Raw genomic sequence first — 17,030 nt, forward strand, 5'->3', positions numbered from 1 at the left:
TGGCCTTTTCTGGCCAGCGTTTTTCGTTACAATAGCCGCATTATTTTCAAATGAGACAACCATAGTGGTTAATGCTCCCCGTTTTAGCTGGCGTTTTTTACTCCCCCAATACTGGTTGTTATGGCTGGGTGTCGGCCTGATGTGGCTGATAAGCTGGCTGCCTTACCGGGTATTAATGGCACTGGGCAGTGCTGTTGGTATGCTGCTTTATAAACTAATGGGTTCCAGACGCAAAGTGGCGGCCCGGAATATTGCCTTGTGTTTCCCCGACATGTCCGCTGAGCAACAACAGGCTCTGCTCAAAGCAAATTTTTCGGAATCCGGCAAAGCCCTGTTTGAAACCATTATTGGCTGGTGGTGGCCCAACTGGCGGGTACGTAAACTGGCGCATTTTAAAGGCTATCAGCATATTGAAGCTGCGCTGGCAGATGGCAAAGGTGTGTTGTTACTGGCAGCGCATTTTCTGCATCTGGAAGCCGCCTGCCGGGTGTTTGGTTTAACCCACCCCAGCGTGGGTTTTTACCGGCCACACAATAACCCGTTAATGGATTACCTGCAGTATCATGGCCGCAACCGCGCCAACAAATACATGGTGGGCAAACGTGATGTGAAAGGGTTGATACAGGCACTGAATCAGCAGGAAGTATGTTTTTATCTGCCCGATCAGGATTATGGCCGCAACCGCGCCGAATTTGTGCCGTTTTTTGCGGTGCCAAAAACCGCTACTACCACCGGTACCCTGTTATTTGCCAATGCCGCTAACTGCGTGGTAATCCCGGTCTATACTTACCGTTTACCCGGTTATCAGGGTTATCAGGTTGAGGTATTGCCGGCATTGGCTGATTTTCCCAGCGGCGACGACAAAGCTGATGTAACCCGCGTTAATCAATGGGTTGAACAGGCCGTCCTGAAACATCCGGAGCAATACATGTGGTTACACCGCCGTTTTAAAACCCGGCCATCACCAGAAGAACCCTCGCTGTACAAAATGGCAGCAGAAACGAACCGCAGCGGGAGCTAATGCAGATGGGCTTTTGGATCCGGAAAATAATACTGCTTTCTATTGTGGCTATTGGCGCTTATTTGCTGCTGAGCAAATCTGAAATGATTTTTAAAGGGGAAACGGTTAACACGGCAGCCCGCGGTTTCAGCGAGTTTTACAGTAAAATCCGCGGTAACCAGGCCGGCAGCAACGAGCAGAGTGATTATCATATTACACTGCCCGACACCAGTGGCCAGTTAAGCCGCAACCTGGCCCAGCGTGGTCGTGAAGTGATGCCCGCCGCAGCAAACTGGCAGGGGCTGGTCACCGACCGCCGGTTTCGGGCCGGTGATAGTTTAAAAAACACTCTCAGCCAGTATGCCCGCAGTGAGGGTGTAGAATTATACTGGACCTTGCCGCGCGATTACGTGGTTAAACAGTATTTTCAAACCGATACAACCTTGCTGGGCACGGTACAGAGCATTGGGAAAGCCATTGCGCCAGACTTTGCCGAACCGGTGTTAACATACTTTTGCCCGAATGAGCGCGCTGCGGTTATTACAGACCGGCTTACGCCTTATCTGCAGCAGCATTGCCAGCCGATCATCAGCGGCTAGCCTGGCTGACTATCCGAAAATAATTGCTGCCATACCTGTTCCACCGCAGCGCGTGCTGCTGCCAGCCGGCTTTCGGTTGGCACCCGGGCCGGCGCCAGAGTGAGCCGGTGCCCCCAACCCCGTAATAGCTGATAAGCTTGCTGTAGTTCAGCAACCTGCTCTGGGGCAAGCAGACCAGCGTCAGCAGCAGCATCAAGGATCCGGATATTATCACTGAACCGGTACAGCGCCGGGTAAGCTTTGCCATGAGCCAGCACCAGATACTGGCTGATAAACTCCAGATCGACAATACCACCGGCACTATGCTTTACATCATCGTCAGCGCTGCCATGATGACTGCGAAGCTTCTGCCGCATGGTAACCACGTCAAGGCGTAACTGCGCAGCATCGCGCTTAAGCTCTATAATATCGGCCCGGATTCTATTAAAACGGGTGGTCATTTGCTCTGCGCCGATAATCAGGCGGGCTCTGACCAGCGCCTGATGCTCCCAGGTCCAGGCTTCATCACGCAAATACTGAAAGTAGGTGTCGATGTGAATTGCCAGCAGGCCAGAGTTACCCGAAGGCCGCAGCCTTGTGTCAATATCGTACAACACACCACTGTTGGTGCGGGTGGTTGCCAGGTGCAATACCCGCTGAGCCAGTTTCAGATAAAACTGGCGGGAGTCTATCGCTTTATCGCCATTGGTACTGGCCAGGCTATCGCAACGATGTAAAAACACTAAATCAAGATCAGAACCGTAACCCAGTTCCAGACCGCCCATTTTACCATAAGCTATTACTGCAAAGCCGCGATCAGTTTCGCTTGCTCCCTCTGGCAGGCCATAACGTGCGGTCATTTGCTGCCATGCAATGGCCACTACCTGCTCCATTACTACTTCGGCCAGCCAGGTTAAATGGTCACTAACCTGCATTAACGGCAATGCACCACTGATATCGGCAGCAGCAATCCGCAATTGCTGCGCCTGTTTATACTGCCGGAACGTTTCCATCAGCAGCTCCAGATCGTCATCCGGCACCCGCAGCAAATACTGGCGCAACCGATCCTGATAATCAGATTTATCCGCCACCCGGTATAGCTGCTCGGGGTCGATCAGCTCATCAAGCAGCATCGGGTATCTGGCCAGTTGTTCCGCCAGCCAGCCACTCTGGGTACATAACAACACCAGCTGCTGCAGTGCCGCCGGGTTTTCAAACAGTAATTCCAGATAGGCGGTACGGGTCATAATTTGCCGGAATACTCCAAGCACCCGGCTGAGTACCAAACTGTCAGCCTGCTCGGTTTGCAGCAAATGCAGCAATATCGGCATCAGCTTACTTAAAAAATCATGGCCACGCGGGCCAACGCTGCGCTTCTGACAATCCTGGCGAAACGCCTGCAAATCCTCAATCAACTTTACAGCAGGTTCGGTGTCCAACCAGTCCAGCTGCTCAGCCAGCTCTGCCGGGGGTAACTGACTACCCCACAATAAGCGGCCGATACCTAACTCCTGCTGCTCCGGACTGTCTTCATGATCAATGACCAGCTTGAATTGCTGATGCACCCTGGCCATCGCATCGGCTACCTGCTGCTGTAAGGTAGGCCAGTCAGCAATATTCAGACAGGCGAGCAGTTGCAACCTGCCGTTATCGTCAGCAGGCAGGGTTTGTGTCTGTTTGTCATCAATGCCCTGCAGCGCCTGCTCTACCTGGCGCAGAAATAAGTAATCTCTTTTTAACTCGTTGGCCTGGCTGGCGGTTAACATCTCATGTTGCACCAGGCCTTCAAGCGCCAGCAACAGGCTTTGTTGTTGCAGTTGCGGAATTCTGCCACCGCGGATCAGCTGCAGGGTTTGCACCACAAACTCGACTTCCCGAATGCCACCTGCACCCAGTTTGATGTTGTCTACCCGATTGCGCCGCCGGTTTTCCTGCTCTATCAGTTGTTTCATCCGCCGCAGCGACTCAATAGCAGAGAAGTCGATATATCGCCGGTAAATAAACGGTTTTAATAATTTTTGCAGTTCTGCTGTATGCTGTGGTTCAGGATTCAGCACGCGGGCTTTAAGCAGGGCATACCGCTCCCAGTCGCGGCCCTGCTCCTGATAATAATCTTCCAGTGCTGCAAAGCTCAGCACCAGCGGGCCGCTGTCGCCAAATGGTCTTAACCGCATATCTACCCGGTAGACAAAACCATCTGCCGTGGCTTGATGTAACGCCGCAATCAGCTTTTGGCCTACTTTAGTAAAAAACTGCTGATGCTCCAGTGTCCGCCGACCGTCCCGGGTTTCACCATGCCCCGGATAGGTAAAAATAAGGTCAATATCAGAAGAAAAATTAAGCTCTTTACCGCCAAGCTTACCCATGCCAAGGATAAGCATCGGCATCGGTAAATCGCAATCATCAAAAGGTGTACCATTTTGCTGCTGTTGCGCCTGATACGCCCAGTGATAGGCGCTGTTAATCAGACAATCGGCCAGGCTTGAGACTCTGGCCAGACTTTGTTCTATGTCTTGCAACTGATAAATATCGGCGGCTAGAAGCATGGTCAGTGCCCGGTTTCTGTAGCGCCGTAACTGACGGAATACCGCTGTTTCGTCTGCTGGATCAACACTACTAAGTGGGTTCTGCCAGGGCTGGTTAAGCTGGTGTGCCAACGCCTCTTTATCCAGTAGCAGTTCTGTCAGCTCCGGTTGCTGAATCAAGGTCCGCCCCAAAAACAAACTGGCTTTTAACAAGCTGATAAGCTGTTGTTGCTGTGCATCAGCCAGCTCTGCTCCTCTGAGCTGATGGTAAGCTTCCTGCCAGTAGCTGTCCGAGTGACTCATAGCGTCTGATCGCCCGTGGCCAGGTTGCTTTGCTGTAACAGCAGCTGGCTTAGCGAGAGCAGAAAACTGTTGTAAAGCGGCAACTCAAACACCTCGATTCCTTGCAGAACCTGGCCGGCCAGCGCTGCCGCTTGCTCACTGTAATCATGATATTGCAAGGCGGTAAGCTCGTCGCTCAGGCTCTGCAGATAATGGCCGGCCTGTTCCAGCAATGGTAGATGCAGGGCCTGATCCGTCAGATCGGCCCGTTGTCGGTAGTACAGTGCTTCAGTGCCTTGCAGTGCGGTCAGATTAGCAATCAGCCCCTGTTGGCCGCTCAGCGGCTTGCTAAGCTGCTGTTTACCTGCCAGCAGATAGCCTCTGGCGGCTTTACTCAGCCAGCCGGTGCGCAGGGGCAGCTTGCTAATTAAATGTTTTGCCACGCTAAACAACGGATTAATTTTGCCACTTAACAGTTCCAGCTCAAGTTCAGTAATACGCTCAGTTTTGTCAGCAGCTATTACCTCGCCACAATCGTATACCACGTCCAGTAAGCTGTCGCCTGTGACCAGCTGCCAGTTGTGGCGAATAAAATCGGTGCGGAAAATCTCGGTTAGCTGCTGTTGCAACGTGGTTATATTCGTACCCTCCGGCCAGATTTCAGCAGGAAATGCCGCCAACTCAGGTACAATATCAGCAGCGGGCAGATTATATTCCGGCCGGGCCTGTAAGGCACCATGCTGCTGCCCCGCCAGTTTAATGGTTTGTTCAAAACAACCATTTTTCAAACGGCTGCGCAGTCCCATATTGTGGCGGCGAAACCAGTTATCCGGTGTATCGTAATAGGCATTAAGTAAGGTGGCAGGGCCTTTGTCAGTGAGGTTGCCACAGGTCGCTAACAGCGCGGGTAGTTTAGTGCTATCCGCCGTGGCTACTAAAAACTTTAATTCCAGTTCCATACTCATATCAGACTATCCTCTGTAGCAGGCTGCGCTCAGCCTGGCCAACTTTTACACTTGTCAAGTTGCTGACAACTCCCTATCATCCGGGGTATTGTGTTAACCCCTGCACCAGCGTAACCGTTGATTAGATTGAATTAGGATACCTATGTTTAGATTATTTCGCAGCTCTGTTTCCCGGATATTTTTCCTGCCTCTGGTTGTTTTAACTTTTAGCCTGCCGCTTATGGCGCAGCAGGCCAGCGAAGAAAAGCCGGCTTTTATCAGTGACGCGCTGTTTGTTTATCTGCATTCGGGCCCCGGTAATCAGTACCGGATCGTCGGCACGATCAACGCAGGTCAGCCCATTACCTATATCAGTGAAGACAATGAGTATGCTCAAATCAGATATGATGGCGATAAAACCGGCTGGTTACCGAAGGAATACATCAGCTACTCTCCCGGCCTTGTTACCCAACTGGAAAACCTCACTGAGCGCTTTGACAATCAGCAGCGTCAGCTGCAACAACTTGAAGAAGAACGAAATAGCTTAAACAGTCAGCTTAACAGCGCGATTGTTGAACGCGAAAATGCTCAGGAGCAGCTGGCTCAGGCAAACCGCTCTTATGAGCAACTGAAAGCGCAGCTGGAGGCAACCCAAACCAGTATCTGGCAAAACCCGATGGTTATTGGTTCAGCCATTTTATTAATCGGCCTTATTTTTGGTTTAGTCTTGCCTGCCTTATGGCCAAAGCGTCGCGAAAGCGAACGCTGGATGTAACGGCGTTACTGCGCCAGGCTGTCGTTGGCTTTCAACGGCAGCCCGGTGTCACGCTTAACCTGCTCTATCACCACATAGGTGTGGTTTTTTACTACGCCGGGCAAATCAACAATTTGCTCCAGAATAATCCGGTAGGCATCCATATTCGGCAGCCGCAATTTTAACAGATAGTCAAAGCCGCCTGCGACCATATGGCACTCAACCACATGCGGCACTTTTAATACCTCATCTTTAAAGCGGTCAAATACCGCGCTGGTAGTGTTATCCAGGGTAATTTCTATAAAAACCGTCGTTCCGAAACCCAGCATTCCGGCATTTAAGCGCGCGCCATAACCTTCAATATAACCATTTTTTTCCAACCGCTTTACCCGGTCAATACAAGGGCTGGCGCTCAGGTTTACTTTCTTTGCCAAATCAACGTTGGCTATCCGCCCCTCTTTTTGCAGGGTATCAAGAATATTCAGGTCAATCCGATCCAGGCTTTTCGGTTTTAATGGTAACGTCATGATTGCGGCTGTCATACTAAGGCACTAATCAGCCGATTATATACTGATAATTATTAAAAATAACCAGTCGGGCCGGCTGGTAGACGATAACAAACAAAAACAACAAAATTGCTAACTTTTGCTATGCTTAGTTTTAATAAATTATAAAACGCTGAGCTGCTCCACTTAAGCGCAGAAACACTGCTTTTAATCGACACGTTAACGTCAGGTTAAGTGATTTAGCGTATAATCAGGCTTCTTTTTTGGCATAGGTTTAAGCTGGCAATTGGATGGCATATCAAAAAGTTTCTGTCACTGAGCTGCAACCTGGCAGTTATGTTGTTGAAGTAGTTGAACAACGCGGTGATATTATCGTTAAGCATGCCGGCTGGGTTCGCAGCCAGCAGGCTATTGCACAATTGCAGGCCAAAGGCGTATTGGCCGTTCTGGTCGACCCTGCCCGATTTTTAGCAACAGAAGTACCGACACCAGAACCAGAAAAAGCCGCACCGCCGGCTGCCGAGCCTGAACCCGCGCCGGCCCGGCACCTTTTTGCTGACGAATGGCCCCGTGCCGAAAAAGCCCTGCTGCAAAGTCAGCGGGTGCAGCAACTGGTGTTAGACGCTACCCGCAGTCAGCAACCCATTGACCTGATGCTGGTACACGAAGTCAGCTCCGGATTGTCCGACTCAGTCAGCCGCAATCAGGATGTACTGTTATGTTTAACCAGGATTGCAGAGCAAAGCGACAGCCTGTTGCAGCACAGTGTTAACTGTGCAGTTTATATTGCCGCTTTCGCTAAATTTATTAACTTACCCAGCGATCGCAGCAAAACTCTTATTACCGCAGCGTTATTACATGATGTTGGTAAAGCATTGAAACCTGAATTACTCAGCCAGCCTGATCACGCCGCCATTGGTACCAGTCTGGCCGCCCTGCAACGTAATAAAGATTTAGCCGGACAGGTATCTCTTTGGATCAGTCAGCATTGTGCGTTGCTTGATGGCAGCGGCTCACCGCCAATTAAGGGTAATCAAATAGCGAAAGGCAGCCAGATGCTGGCTATTGTTAATCAGTACGAAAAACTGACTAACCCGGCTAGCAGTAATCAGAGCCCGTTAGCTGCATCACGCTATTTGCTGAGCCAGACGCCATTGCAGCTGGATACCGAATTACTGCAGTTATTTATTAAATGCATCGGTGTTTATCCACCCGGTACCGTGGTTAAACTGAGCACCGGCAAGTTGGCACTGGTACTGGAAAATAACCCGAAAAAGCCTACTCAGCCGAAAGTGAAGTTGTTTTATCACAGCGTGCATCAGCATCATATTGTGCCAAAGGTTATGGACTTATCCCGCCAGCAGGAAGAGCATATTGAAGGTTGTGTTGATTTAAAAAAATACGGCCTGGACGTACGTAACTATCTTTAAAGCGCTACCTGCTAACTTTAAAGCGCTACCTGCTAATTGTAGTCTGTGAGGGCAGGCATACTGAATAACTCATCACCCATTTGCAGTAATACGAAATGCGGGGTAATTTCTGATAATCGGATATCAGCAGTAATCCATTGTCCTTCCTGTAAGCTTTTACCATTAACTTTAACCCAGCGCTGCGAACTTTGGGTTGCATAAACGTGGGCCTCAAACCTCAGTGATGGTATTTGCTGCTGCATTAATAATGGCAACTCGCTGATATCCTTGGCCGGTGCACTGTTTCCCCTGACCACCGACCTTGACTGGCGATTATCGACGTCACTGGCTGCCATAGCCGAGGCAAAGCGCTGACGTAACTCATCTGATACTTCAACCTCTGGCAGCGCGGCCTGCTCTTTCTGTTCACTTGTCTGGCTGGCTTGCGATTCAGCAGCCGGTGCAGTAACACTGACTATTTTGGGTTCAGCTTTAAATTGCTCCTGCTCGGGCAGTGCCGGAGTCGCCGCAACTGATTCAGCGCTCTGTAATGCTGCGGCAATGCTGGTGCTGCTGGCAAGTTCGGGCTCTGCCTGCTGATCGTTACTAACAGCAACCTCAATACTGGCATCATTGGTTTTTTGGTTTGTCTGTTGCCACCAACTGGCCAGTGCAACCCCCAGCAGTACGGCCAGACAAAACCCCAGCAGCAAAGCCAGATTGCGCCAGCCATTACCTTGCTGCCGTCCGCCGACAGCCGTTGCCGGCTCAACCTGTTGTTTCAGTGCATCCATTAAAATTGACAAATTATCCTCTCAACATCGGCAGTACAACCATCGCCAATAAAAACCCGATAACTATACCAGTGCCAGCCAGCAGCGGCCAGAACCATCCAGGCAATGCTGTACGCACCGCACCAGCAGAACCAGACGAATTCAGGGGCAACACCTCGCCTGCGGCGCGTTGCACCTGCGCTACCTCTACCAATGGCTTTTGCTGGCTGTATGCCGCAAGCATGGCCCGGTCGGCCAGTAAGTTAAGTAGCCGGGGTATACCACCACTTTGCTGATAAAGTGCGGTTACCGCTTTGGGGCTGAATACCGGCCGGCTGCAGCCTGCCACTTGCAGCCGGTATTTTAAATACTGCTGCACCTCGTTTAAATCCAGCGGCAACAAATGGTAACGGGCTGTTATTCGCTGTGCTAACTGGCGTAAGTCATTACGCTGCAATAATTGCTGCAGTTCCGGCTGACCGATTAAAATAACCTGCAGTAATTTCCTGGTATTGGTTTCCAGATTGGTCAGCAGCCGCAGTTGCTCCAGCACAGCCGGCTGCAGGTGCTGGGCTTCATCAATGATCAGAATGGTTTTTCTGCCTGCCTGGTGGTTCTTTTGCAAACGCTGGGTAATTTTATCGCCCAACAGTTTCAAACTGGCATCGGCCTTTTTATAGCGGATTTTCAGTTCGTCACAAATGGCCGCCAGCAACTCCAGCTCAGACAAGGTTGGATTGAGGATAAAGGCAACATCGGTATCCGTATCCAGTTCCTGCAGCAGCGAACGTGACACTGTGGTTTTGCCGGTACCTACTTCGCCGGTCAGCAATACAAAGCCACCAGCATCGCCCAGACCATAGCGTAAATGGGCCAGCGCCTCAGTATGCCTGGCGCCCAGATACATAAAATCCGGATTCGGGGCAATCGAAAAAGGGGGGCTGGTTAAACCGAAAAAACCGGTATACATCAAAGCATCCTGCGTTAATAGCGCTGCAAATTAGACTGACGGCGCTATAATGGCAAAAAATAAGCAATCAGGAAAGCATGTGCAGATATATCTTGTCGGTGGTGCAGTGCGGGATCAGCTGCTGGGCTATCCTTTTCATGAGCGGGACTGGGTAGTCGTTGGTGCCACCCCCGAACAAATGCTGGCTGCGGGTTATCAGCAGGTGGGTAAAGACTTCCCGGTTTTTTTGCATCCGATAACCAAAGAAGAACACGCGCTGGCCCGCACCGAGCGCAAAAACGGTAAAGGCTACACCGGCTTTAGGGTGTACGCCGCACCCGATGTTACCCTGGAGCAGGATTTACAGCGTCGCGATTTGACTATTAACGCCATTGCCAGAGACAGCGAAGGTAATTTAATTGACCCTTATGGCGGCCAGGCCGATATCGAGCAGAAAATTCTGCGCCATGTCTCCGATGCCTTTGCCGAAGACCCGTTGCGCGTGCTGCGGGTTGCCCGTTTTTATGCCCGCTATGCCCATCTGGGTTTTAGTGTAGCGAGCGAGACACTGGCATTGATGCGCCAGCTAAGTAGTAGCGGCGAGCTGACCACCTTAAGTCCGGAGCGGGTGTGGCAGGAAACCGCCAAAGCGCTTGGCAGCAAAAGTCCGGCGGCTTATTTTCAGTTGCTTTATAATTGTGACGCACTGACAACCCTGATGCCTGAGCTGGCGGCATTATGGGGCGTACCACAACCACAGAAATGGCATCCGGAAATTGACACCGGGCTACATACGTTGCTAGTGCTGGAGCAGGCAGCTGCGCTATCAGACAAGTTAACTATTCGCTTTGCATCGCTGGTACATGATTTAGGCAAAGGTGTGACGCCACCAGAAGTGTTGCCGGCGCATCATGGTCACGAATATTCCGGCCTGCCGTTAATTGAGCAGTTGTGTCAGCGGCTGCGGGTACCAAACGATTGTAAAGAATTGGCGTTGCTAGTCTGTGAATATCATCAACTGGTACATAAAGCCCGCGAATTAAAACCGGCTACCGTATTAAAGCTGTTTAATGGCATTGATATCTGGCGTAAACCACAGCGACTAGCCGACATTTTGCTCTGCTGCACAGCAGACCTGCGCGGTCGCACCGGCTTTGAGCAGGCTGCATATCCGCAGGCAGCCTATCTGCAGCATTTGGCAGAGGCAGCAAAAGCTATAAATGTGCGCGACATTGTCGCCAGCGGTCTGCAAGGTGAGGCAATAGGCGCTGAATTACAACGGGCCCGCTTAGCCGCAATTAGCACCGCTAAACGAGCCTGGTCAGATACTCAAACCGAGTAACTGCTTAAACCGCATACCAGCTTAAAAAAATAATCAGCCCAACGCCCAGCAACAGCCGGTAAATAACAAAAGGCAGCATGCCCATCCGGCTAATAATTTTTAAAAAGAAATGAATACACACTAACGCGCTGATAAAAGCCAGGCCCATACCAAGAGCAATACCAGCGATATCAAAACGCTCAGGCTCGGATAACAGCTTACTGGCCTGATAACCGCCGCTGAGCATAATGATCGGGATCGACAACAAAAAAGAAAAACGGGCCGCACTGACTTTATCAAGCCCCAGCAGCATTGCTGCGGTCATGGTTATACCCGAACGTGAGGTACCTGGTATTAGTGAGATGGCCTGGGCCACACCAATAAACAGCGCCTGGCGCCAGGTAAGTTGCTCCATATTCTGCTGCTGTTTGGCTGTCGCATCGGCCCACCACAACGCAAGGCCAAAGATTATAGTGGTTGCTGCCAGCACCCAGGGTGAGCGCAGGTAGGTTTCAATGTAATCGGCCGCCACCAAGCCGGCCAGACCTGCCGGGATTGTTGCCAGAATAACCCACCAGGCCAGTTTACTGTCGGCACTGTGTCGGCCGCCCAGGCTTTGCAGCCAGCCGACGATTAAGCGGCCGATATCCTGCCGGAAATACAACATTACCGCCAACAACGTGCCAACATGCACCGCCACATCAAAGGCAATCCCCTGATCCTGCCAGCCTAAAATAGCGGATGGTAAAATAAGATGCGCTGAAGACGAAATAGGCAGAAACTCAGTTAAGCCCTGCAGAATGGCTAAAATAATAACTTCCACTGTACTCAATTACATTTGCTCCAGTTAAACGGCACCGGCCAGATTTTTTGTTTGGTTTTGGGGTAAGCTTGCCACATTTCAGCGTATCGCTGCGATGTCAGAGGATGAATGGCGTCGGGCGCCAGTTCGGCCATCGGCCACAATACAAATGCATTTTCGGTAATTTCGCCGCGTGGCAGCATAATGGGTTGCTGACACACCACCTGATCGTAAGTAAGCAGGTCCAAATCCAGGGTCCGGCCACAGAATTTTTCCGCGCCGCGGATACGGCCATGGCTGTCTTCAATTTGTTTTAACACCTGCACGCAATCAGCAATGGTCAGGTCGGTGTCTGCAGCGGCAACCAGATTATAAAACGCATCACCATTAAAGCCGACAGCCTCGCTTTCATACACCGAAGAAAGCTGAACTTCACCAAAATACTGTTTAAGCGATAATACGCCGGCCCGAATATAATGATCGCGCTCAGTGTTACTGCCAATACTGATAAAAATGCGGGCCATCAGGCATAGTCCTTCGGCGGTGTTGCCAGCGGGGCGGTTCTTACAATATGCACGCCTACCGTTTGCGCCTGTGCAACAGCGCCGGGCTTACTTACCGTTACTTCCACTTTGCTGGTGGCAAATTCTGTCAGCAACATGTTCGCGACTTTTTCAGCGACGGTTTCTATCAGTTCAATTGGCTCGGCAGTAATCAACGCCGTGACTTTTTCGGCAATAACAGCGTAATCAAGGGTAAGGCTAATATCGTCTCTGGCGGCAGCATTGCGTTGATCAGCAGTCAGCGCCAGATCAAGCAGCAAACGCTGCTGAATGGATTTCTCCCAGTCATACACCCCGATAATGGTATCGACTTGTAGCTGTTTTATAAAAACTATGTCCATTCAGTTAAATCCGGATTGCGTTATTTTTCGTTTAAGGTAGGCTGGTCGGATAGGTAAAATGTTACCAAGCCCTTATCCTGCTGCCGTGTAGCGAGCCGCAATCTTATCGCAAAAACTGGTGCTGAGGAACCGTCGAAATGACCCTGCTGATTGTTATTATGATGTTTGCCGCCTATTTACTGGGCTCGGTGTCATCAGCAGTGCTGGTATGCCAGCTGTTTCGTCTGCCCGACCCGCGTTTTCATGGTTCAGGCAATCCCGGTGCCACCAATGTATTACGTCTCGGTGGCCCTCTGCCGGCGGTACTGGTGTTACTATTTGATATTTTAAAAGGCACTATTCCGGTTTGGGGCTCTTACTTTCTGCAAATTGAACCGCTTTGGCTTGGCGCCATAGCCATTTGTGCCTGCTTAGGCCACATTTATCCGGTGTTTTTTGGTTTTAAAGGCGGTAAAGCGGTTGCCACCGCTTTTGGTGCCATGATGCCAATTGGCCTGGATTTAGCCGGGCTGTTAATCGCCAGCTGGGTATTACTGGTGGCAGTAACTGGTTACTCTTCGTTAGCTGCCATTATTACCGTGGCGCTGGCACCGCTATTTACCTGGTGGATAAAACCTTTATATACCGTGCCGGTCATTATGCTAAGCATTCTGATTATTGCCCGCCACCGCCAGAATATTGTCCGGCTGTATCAGGGCAAAGAAAGTAAAGTGTGGGATAAGTCCAAACGCATTCGCGAGTAATTTTAAGTCGTCCTGCACAAACCTATTAAAGCAAGGTTGGAATCCCGATTTGGGCGCCACAGAGTGTCTGAGTGAGTGCGCCAGCGCGAGCGAGTTGCTGTGGCGAGCCAAAGCGGGAGTTGCAACCGCAGCCAACACCTACTGTCGTCGTTATTTCTCTGTGTAAACTAAACCGGCGCTAACTCCTGCATGGGCCAGCGTGGGGTTACGCCTATGGTCAGGTCTTGCTGCTGACCGGCCTGTAAACGCTGATAGCCGGCATAAGCAATCATGGCGCCATTGTCGGTACAGAACTCTTTGCGCGGATAATATACCTCACCACCGCGCTGCTTTAACAGCACCGCCAGTTGCTCGCGCAACGACAGGTTCGCACTTACCCCACCAGCAATCACCAGCCGCTGATAACCGGTTTGCTCAAGCGCCCGCTCACATTTAATCACTAAGGTATCCACCACAGCCTGCTGAAATGAAGCGGCAATATCGGCCTGTACCTGTTCAGTGCTGCCCTCTTTGGCAATAACATTGGCAGCCGAGGTTTTCAGGCCACTAAAACTGAAATCGAGCCCGGGACGATCTGTCATCGGCCGTGGAAACTTATATTTTTTGCTGTCACCGCTAAGCGCCAGCTTCGCCAGCAATGGGCCACCGGGGTAGGATAGTCCCATTAGTTTGGCCGTTTTATCAAATGCCTCACCGGCAGCATCATCTATCGATTCACCCAGTAACTGGTACCGACCAATGCCCTCTACCCCCACCAGCTGGGTATGCCCGCCAGAAACTAACAGCGCTAAAAACGGAAAAGCCGGCGGGTTATCCTCCAGCATCGGCGCCAGCAAATGGCCTTCCATATGATGTACCGCCAATGCCGGCTTTTGCCAGGCATAAGCCAGGCTGCGGCCAATAGTGGCACCTACCAGCAAAGCACCGGCTAAACCAGGGCCTGCCGTGTAGGCTACGCCGTCAATATCACTGGCGTTAAGGCCGGCCTGCTCAATTGCCTGTTTTATTAACGGCAACGTTTTCTTGACATGATCGCGCGAAGCCAGCTCAGGCACCACACCGCCGTAATCGGCATGCAGCGGAATTTGACTGTACAAAACATGGCTTAATAAACCTTTTTCGCCATCATAGATTGCAATAGCGGTTTCATCACAAGATGTTTCTATACCTAATACGCGCATCGGCTTCCCAAAAATCGTGTTAAATAATCAGCAAATAGTAGGATCTGGCCGGAAACTTCAGGTACACTTGCCGGCCTTTAACGCGCGCATTGTAACGACTTCACCCTGTCAGAGCCAGAAGATCTGATTTAAGATCACTTATTCGCTTTACAAGCACGGGGGTTTTTGCGTAAAATGCCGCACCATTTTTAATCGTAATTGGTTACTGATAACCAAGTTTGACCGAGGTGAGAATTTAATGCCTGTTGTTAAAGTAAAAGAGAACGAACCCTTTGACGTAGCATTACGTCGTTTTAAGCGCTCTTGTGAAAAAGCTGGCGTATTAGCTGATGTACGCGCGAAAGAATTTTACGAGAAGCCTACCTGGGTTCGTAAGCGCAAGAAAGCAGCAGCGGTAAAACGCCACGCTAAAAAGCTTTCTCGCGAGAATGCACGTCGGATCCGCCTGTACTAAGTTACAGCCAACCGGCGTAAACCTGCCAAGCCGCACCATAGCGGTTCTAGCCAGCAGGTTCGCAATCAGGCGTCAGGCCGATATCTGCACACCGTGTTCTTTGAGCACGGTTTGTCTTTTTCTGGAAACCATATAAAGGACATCAGTGGCAGGACAAATACCCCGTCAGTTTATTGATGATCTGCTCGCCAGAACAGATATTGTTGAACTGATAGACCAACGCGTACCACTTAAAAAAGCAGGTAGTAAAAACTACGCTGCCTGTTGTCCTTTCCATAGCGAAAAAAGCCCGTCGTTTACCGTCAGCCCCGACAAACAGTTTTACCACTGCTTCGGTTGTGGTGCCCACGGCAATGCCATCAGTTTTATGATGGAGTTTGAGCAACTGGAGTTTGTTGAAGCCATTGAAGAGCTGGCGAAACAGCTGCACATGGACGTACCGCGCGAACAAGGCAAAGGCCCGGCCCGGCCAGCCGCTCAGGCTGACGACTACAGTTTAATGCAACAAGCCGCCGACTATTATCAGCAACAATTACAGCAACATGCCAATGGCCCCGCGGTACAACAGTATCTGCAAAAGCGTGGTTTATCTGAAAAAACCATCAACGACTTTCAACTGGGCTACGCCCCCGATGGTTGGGACGGGGTACTAAAGCAATTAAGCGGCGGCAAACCAAAAGCGGTACGTGAGCAGCTGGTTGAACTGAAACTGGTTAACCGCAATGACAATGGTCGTGAATACGATTTTTTCCGCGACCGGCTGATGTTTCCTATTCATGATAAACGCGGCCGGGTTATCGCCTTTGGCGGCCGCATTTTAAATGATGGCCAGCCAAAATACCTGAATTCACCGGAAACCCGGCTGTTTCATAAAGGTCGCGAACTATACGGCCTGTATCAGGTGCGGCAGCAACCAGGCCATTTAAAGCAGCTGCTGGTGGTTGAAGGCTATATGGATGTGGTAGCGCTGGCCGAGCATGATATTCGCTTTGCTGTCGCTTGCCTTGGCACCGCCACCACCTCTGATCAAATGCATACGTTGTTTCGATACAGTCCAAAGGTTATTTGCTGTTACGACGGTGACCGCGCTGGTCGCGACGCTGCCTGGCGCGCATTGCAAAATGCCTTGCCACAACTAAAAGATGGCGTTGAGTTAAACTTTGTGTTTTTGCCTGATGGCGAAGACCCGGATTCACTAGTACAAAAAGAAGGCAAAGCCGCCTTTATGGCAAGGTTGGAGCAAGCACTGCCATTAAGCCAGTATTTGTTTGAACATTTACTACAGGAGTTTGATGCCAATACCGATGGCGGCAAGTCGGCATTAATGGCCAGAGGCAGTGAACTGATTAAGCAAATCCCCAGTACTTTTTATCAGGAGACGCTGCAACAGAAACTGGACAATTTACTGGGCAGAACCAGCGAAAGGCTGAAACCGGCACCTAACAGGCAGCAGGTCAGGCCGGTACCGACGGGTATTAAAATGACCCCTATGCGCCGGGCCATAGCATTGCTGCTGCAAACTCCGGAACTGGTTAATGTTATGCCCTATGCTCCAGAACTGGCCAGTGCCGACATACCAGGTATCAGTTTATTACTGGCCGTACAGCAACATTTACTCGATAAGCCGGGGCTTACCACGGCGCAACTGCTGGAATACTGGCGGGATCTGCCAGAGCATGCCATCCTGTTAAAGCTGGCAACCTGGCAACACCAGATAGAACCTGAACAATTGTCAGCCGAATTTCTGGACACGTTTCACTCTATTGAAGATCAATACCTGCAACAACGACTGGAAGCTCTGGAGAGAAAAGATAAACTAAAACAGCTGACCCAGGCCGAACAACATGAATATGTGCTGTTGCTAAAAGCACTGAAAAGCAAAAAACCGCGACCTGTGAGCTAACT

The 17,030-nt window shown here is 50.7% G+C and carries 17 protein-coding genes; 8 read left to right on the forward strand and 9 right to left on the reverse strand.

What is annotated here, in order from left to right; translation table 11 throughout:
* The first annotated feature begins 64 nt into the window (after positions 1-64).
* Together lpxL and KQY15_RS07685 are read left to right on the forward strand one after the other, a co-directional pair.
* Positions 65-1,021 carry an LpxL/LpxP family Kdo(2)-lipid IV(A) lauroyl/palmitoleoyl acyltransferase gene (lpxL, locus tag KQY15_RS07680; protein WP_217668609.1) on the forward strand — a complete coding sequence of 319 codons (957 nt, stop codon included), beginning with the start codon at positions 65-67 and terminating at the stop codon, positions 1,019-1,021.
* Positions 1,021-1,599: a TcpQ domain-containing protein gene (locus KQY15_RS07685; RefSeq protein ID WP_254795542.1), complete on the forward strand. Its 579-nt coding sequence runs from the start codon at positions 1,021-1,023 to the stop codon at positions 1,597-1,599. Before lpxL ends, KQY15_RS07685 begins: the two co-directional genes overlap by 1 nt.
* On the opposite strand, the gene glnE is transcribed toward KQY15_RS07685, so the two are convergent.
* Positions 1,596-4,406: a bifunctional [glutamate--ammonia ligase]-adenylyl-L-tyrosine phosphorylase/[glutamate--ammonia-ligase] adenylyltransferase gene (glnE, locus tag KQY15_RS07690; protein WP_217668610.1), complete on the reverse strand. Its 2,811-nt coding sequence runs from the start codon at positions 4,404-4,406 to the stop codon at positions 1,596-1,598. The genes KQY15_RS07685 and glnE overlap by 4 nt on opposite strands.
* On the reverse strand, positions 4,403-5,350 hold the full coding sequence (locus tag KQY15_RS07695; RefSeq protein WP_217668611.1) for a CYTH domain-containing protein: 948 nt from the start codon (positions 5,348-5,350) through the stop codon (positions 4,403-4,405). Before KQY15_RS07695 ends, glnE begins: the two co-directional genes overlap by 4 nt.
* A 142-nt stretch (positions 5,351-5,492) precedes the next feature.
* On the opposite strand from KQY15_RS07695, the gene KQY15_RS07700 reads away from it, so the two are divergent.
* Positions 5,493-6,104 carry a TIGR04211 family SH3 domain-containing protein gene (locus tag KQY15_RS07700; protein WP_217668612.1) on the forward strand — a complete coding sequence of 204 codons (612 nt, stop codon included), beginning with the start codon at positions 5,493-5,495 and terminating at the stop codon, positions 6,102-6,104.
* A gap of 5 nt (positions 6,105-6,109) precedes the next feature.
* On the opposite strand, the gene KQY15_RS07705 is transcribed toward KQY15_RS07700, so the two are convergent.
* Complete coding sequence (locus KQY15_RS07705; RefSeq protein WP_217668613.1) at positions 6,110-6,610, reverse strand: Lrp/AsnC ligand binding domain-containing protein; 501 nt, start codon at positions 6,608-6,610, stop codon at positions 6,110-6,112.
* Positions 6,611-6,879: 269 nt separating this feature from the next.
* Here KQY15_RS07705 and KQY15_RS07710 point away from each other — a divergent pair, with 269 nt between their 5' ends.
* The gene (locus KQY15_RS07710; RefSeq protein ID WP_217668614.1) at positions 6,880-8,019 is read left to right on the forward strand and encodes a cyclic di-GMP phosphodiesterase; all 1,140 of its coding nucleotides are present in this window, start codon (positions 6,880-6,882) and stop codon (positions 8,017-8,019) included.
* 32 nt (positions 8,020-8,051) lie between these two features.
* Here KQY15_RS07710 and KQY15_RS07715 read toward each other — a convergent pair whose 3' ends face one another.
* Both KQY15_RS07715 and KQY15_RS07720 read right to left on the reverse strand, forming a co-directional pair.
* On the reverse strand, positions 8,052-8,804 hold the full coding sequence (locus KQY15_RS07715) for a general secretion pathway protein GspB (protein ID WP_217668615.1): 753 nt from the start codon (positions 8,802-8,804) through the stop codon (positions 8,052-8,054).
* Position 8,805: 1 nt separating this feature from the next.
* Positions 8,806-9,741: an ExeA family protein gene (locus KQY15_RS07720; protein WP_217668616.1), complete on the reverse strand. Its 936-nt coding sequence runs from the start codon at positions 9,739-9,741 to the stop codon at positions 8,806-8,808.
* 79 nt (positions 9,742-9,820) lie between these two features.
* Between KQY15_RS07720 and KQY15_RS07725 the strand changes: the two genes are divergently transcribed.
* Positions 9,821-11,062 carry a multifunctional CCA addition/repair protein gene (locus KQY15_RS07725; RefSeq protein ID WP_217668617.1) on the forward strand — a complete coding sequence of 414 codons (1,242 nt, stop codon included), beginning with the start codon at positions 9,821-9,823 and terminating at the stop codon, positions 11,060-11,062.
* A gap of 4 nt (positions 11,063-11,066) precedes the next feature.
* Here the strand turns inward: KQY15_RS07725 and KQY15_RS07730 are convergent, their stop codons facing one another.
* Genes KQY15_RS07730 through folB form a run of 3 tightly spaced genes read right to left on the reverse strand, consistent with a single transcriptional unit; the run spans position 11,067 to position 12,747 of the window.
* Complete coding sequence (locus tag KQY15_RS07730) at positions 11,067-11,873, reverse strand: undecaprenyl-diphosphate phosphatase (protein WP_217668618.1); 807 nt, start codon at positions 11,871-11,873, stop codon at positions 11,067-11,069.
* Positions 11,870-12,367, reverse strand: coding sequence for a 2-amino-4-hydroxy-6-hydroxymethyldihydropteridine diphosphokinase (gene folK / locus KQY15_RS07735; RefSeq protein ID WP_217668619.1), 498 nt, complete (start codon positions 12,365-12,367; stop codon positions 11,870-11,872). The genes KQY15_RS07730 and folK overlap by 4 nt, the downstream gene beginning before the upstream one ends.
* Positions 12,367-12,747 (reverse strand): dihydroneopterin aldolase, encoded by a 381-nt coding sequence (folB, locus tag KQY15_RS07740; RefSeq protein ID WP_217668620.1) that lies wholly within the window; start codon positions 12,745-12,747, stop codon positions 12,367-12,369. Before folB ends, folK begins: the two co-directional genes overlap by 1 nt.
* Positions 12,748-12,884: 137 nt before the next feature.
* Between folB and plsY the strand changes: the two genes are divergently transcribed.
* The gene (gene plsY / locus KQY15_RS07745) at positions 12,885-13,490 is read left to right on the forward strand and encodes a glycerol-3-phosphate 1-O-acyltransferase PlsY (protein ID WP_217668621.1); all 606 of its coding nucleotides are present in this window, start codon (positions 12,885-12,887) and stop codon (positions 13,488-13,490) included.
* 167 nt (positions 13,491-13,657) lie between these two features.
* On the opposite strand, the gene tsaD is transcribed toward plsY, so the two are convergent.
* Complete coding sequence (gene tsaD / locus KQY15_RS07750; RefSeq protein ID WP_217668622.1) at positions 13,658-14,671, reverse strand: tRNA (adenosine(37)-N6)-threonylcarbamoyltransferase complex transferase subunit TsaD; 1,014 nt, start codon at positions 14,669-14,671, stop codon at positions 13,658-13,660.
* Between the two features lie 238 nt (positions 14,672-14,909).
* Between tsaD and rpsU the strand changes: the two genes are divergently transcribed.
* Both rpsU and dnaG read left to right on the forward strand, forming a co-directional pair.
* Positions 14,910-15,125 (forward strand): 30S ribosomal protein S21, encoded by a 216-nt coding sequence (gene rpsU / locus KQY15_RS07755; protein ID WP_019675131.1) that lies wholly within the window; start codon positions 14,910-14,912, stop codon positions 15,123-15,125.
* A gap of 145 nt (positions 15,126-15,270) precedes the next feature.
* Positions 15,271-17,028, forward strand: coding sequence for a DNA primase (gene dnaG, locus KQY15_RS07760; protein ID WP_217668623.1), 1,758 nt, complete (start codon positions 15,271-15,273; stop codon positions 17,026-17,028).
* Positions 17,029-17,030: the final 2 nt, after the last annotated feature.

It is taken from the genome of Arsukibacterium indicum, assembly GCF_019100565.1.
Taxonomy (GTDB): Bacteria; Pseudomonadota; Gammaproteobacteria; order Enterobacterales; family Alteromonadaceae; genus Alishewanella; species Alishewanella indicum.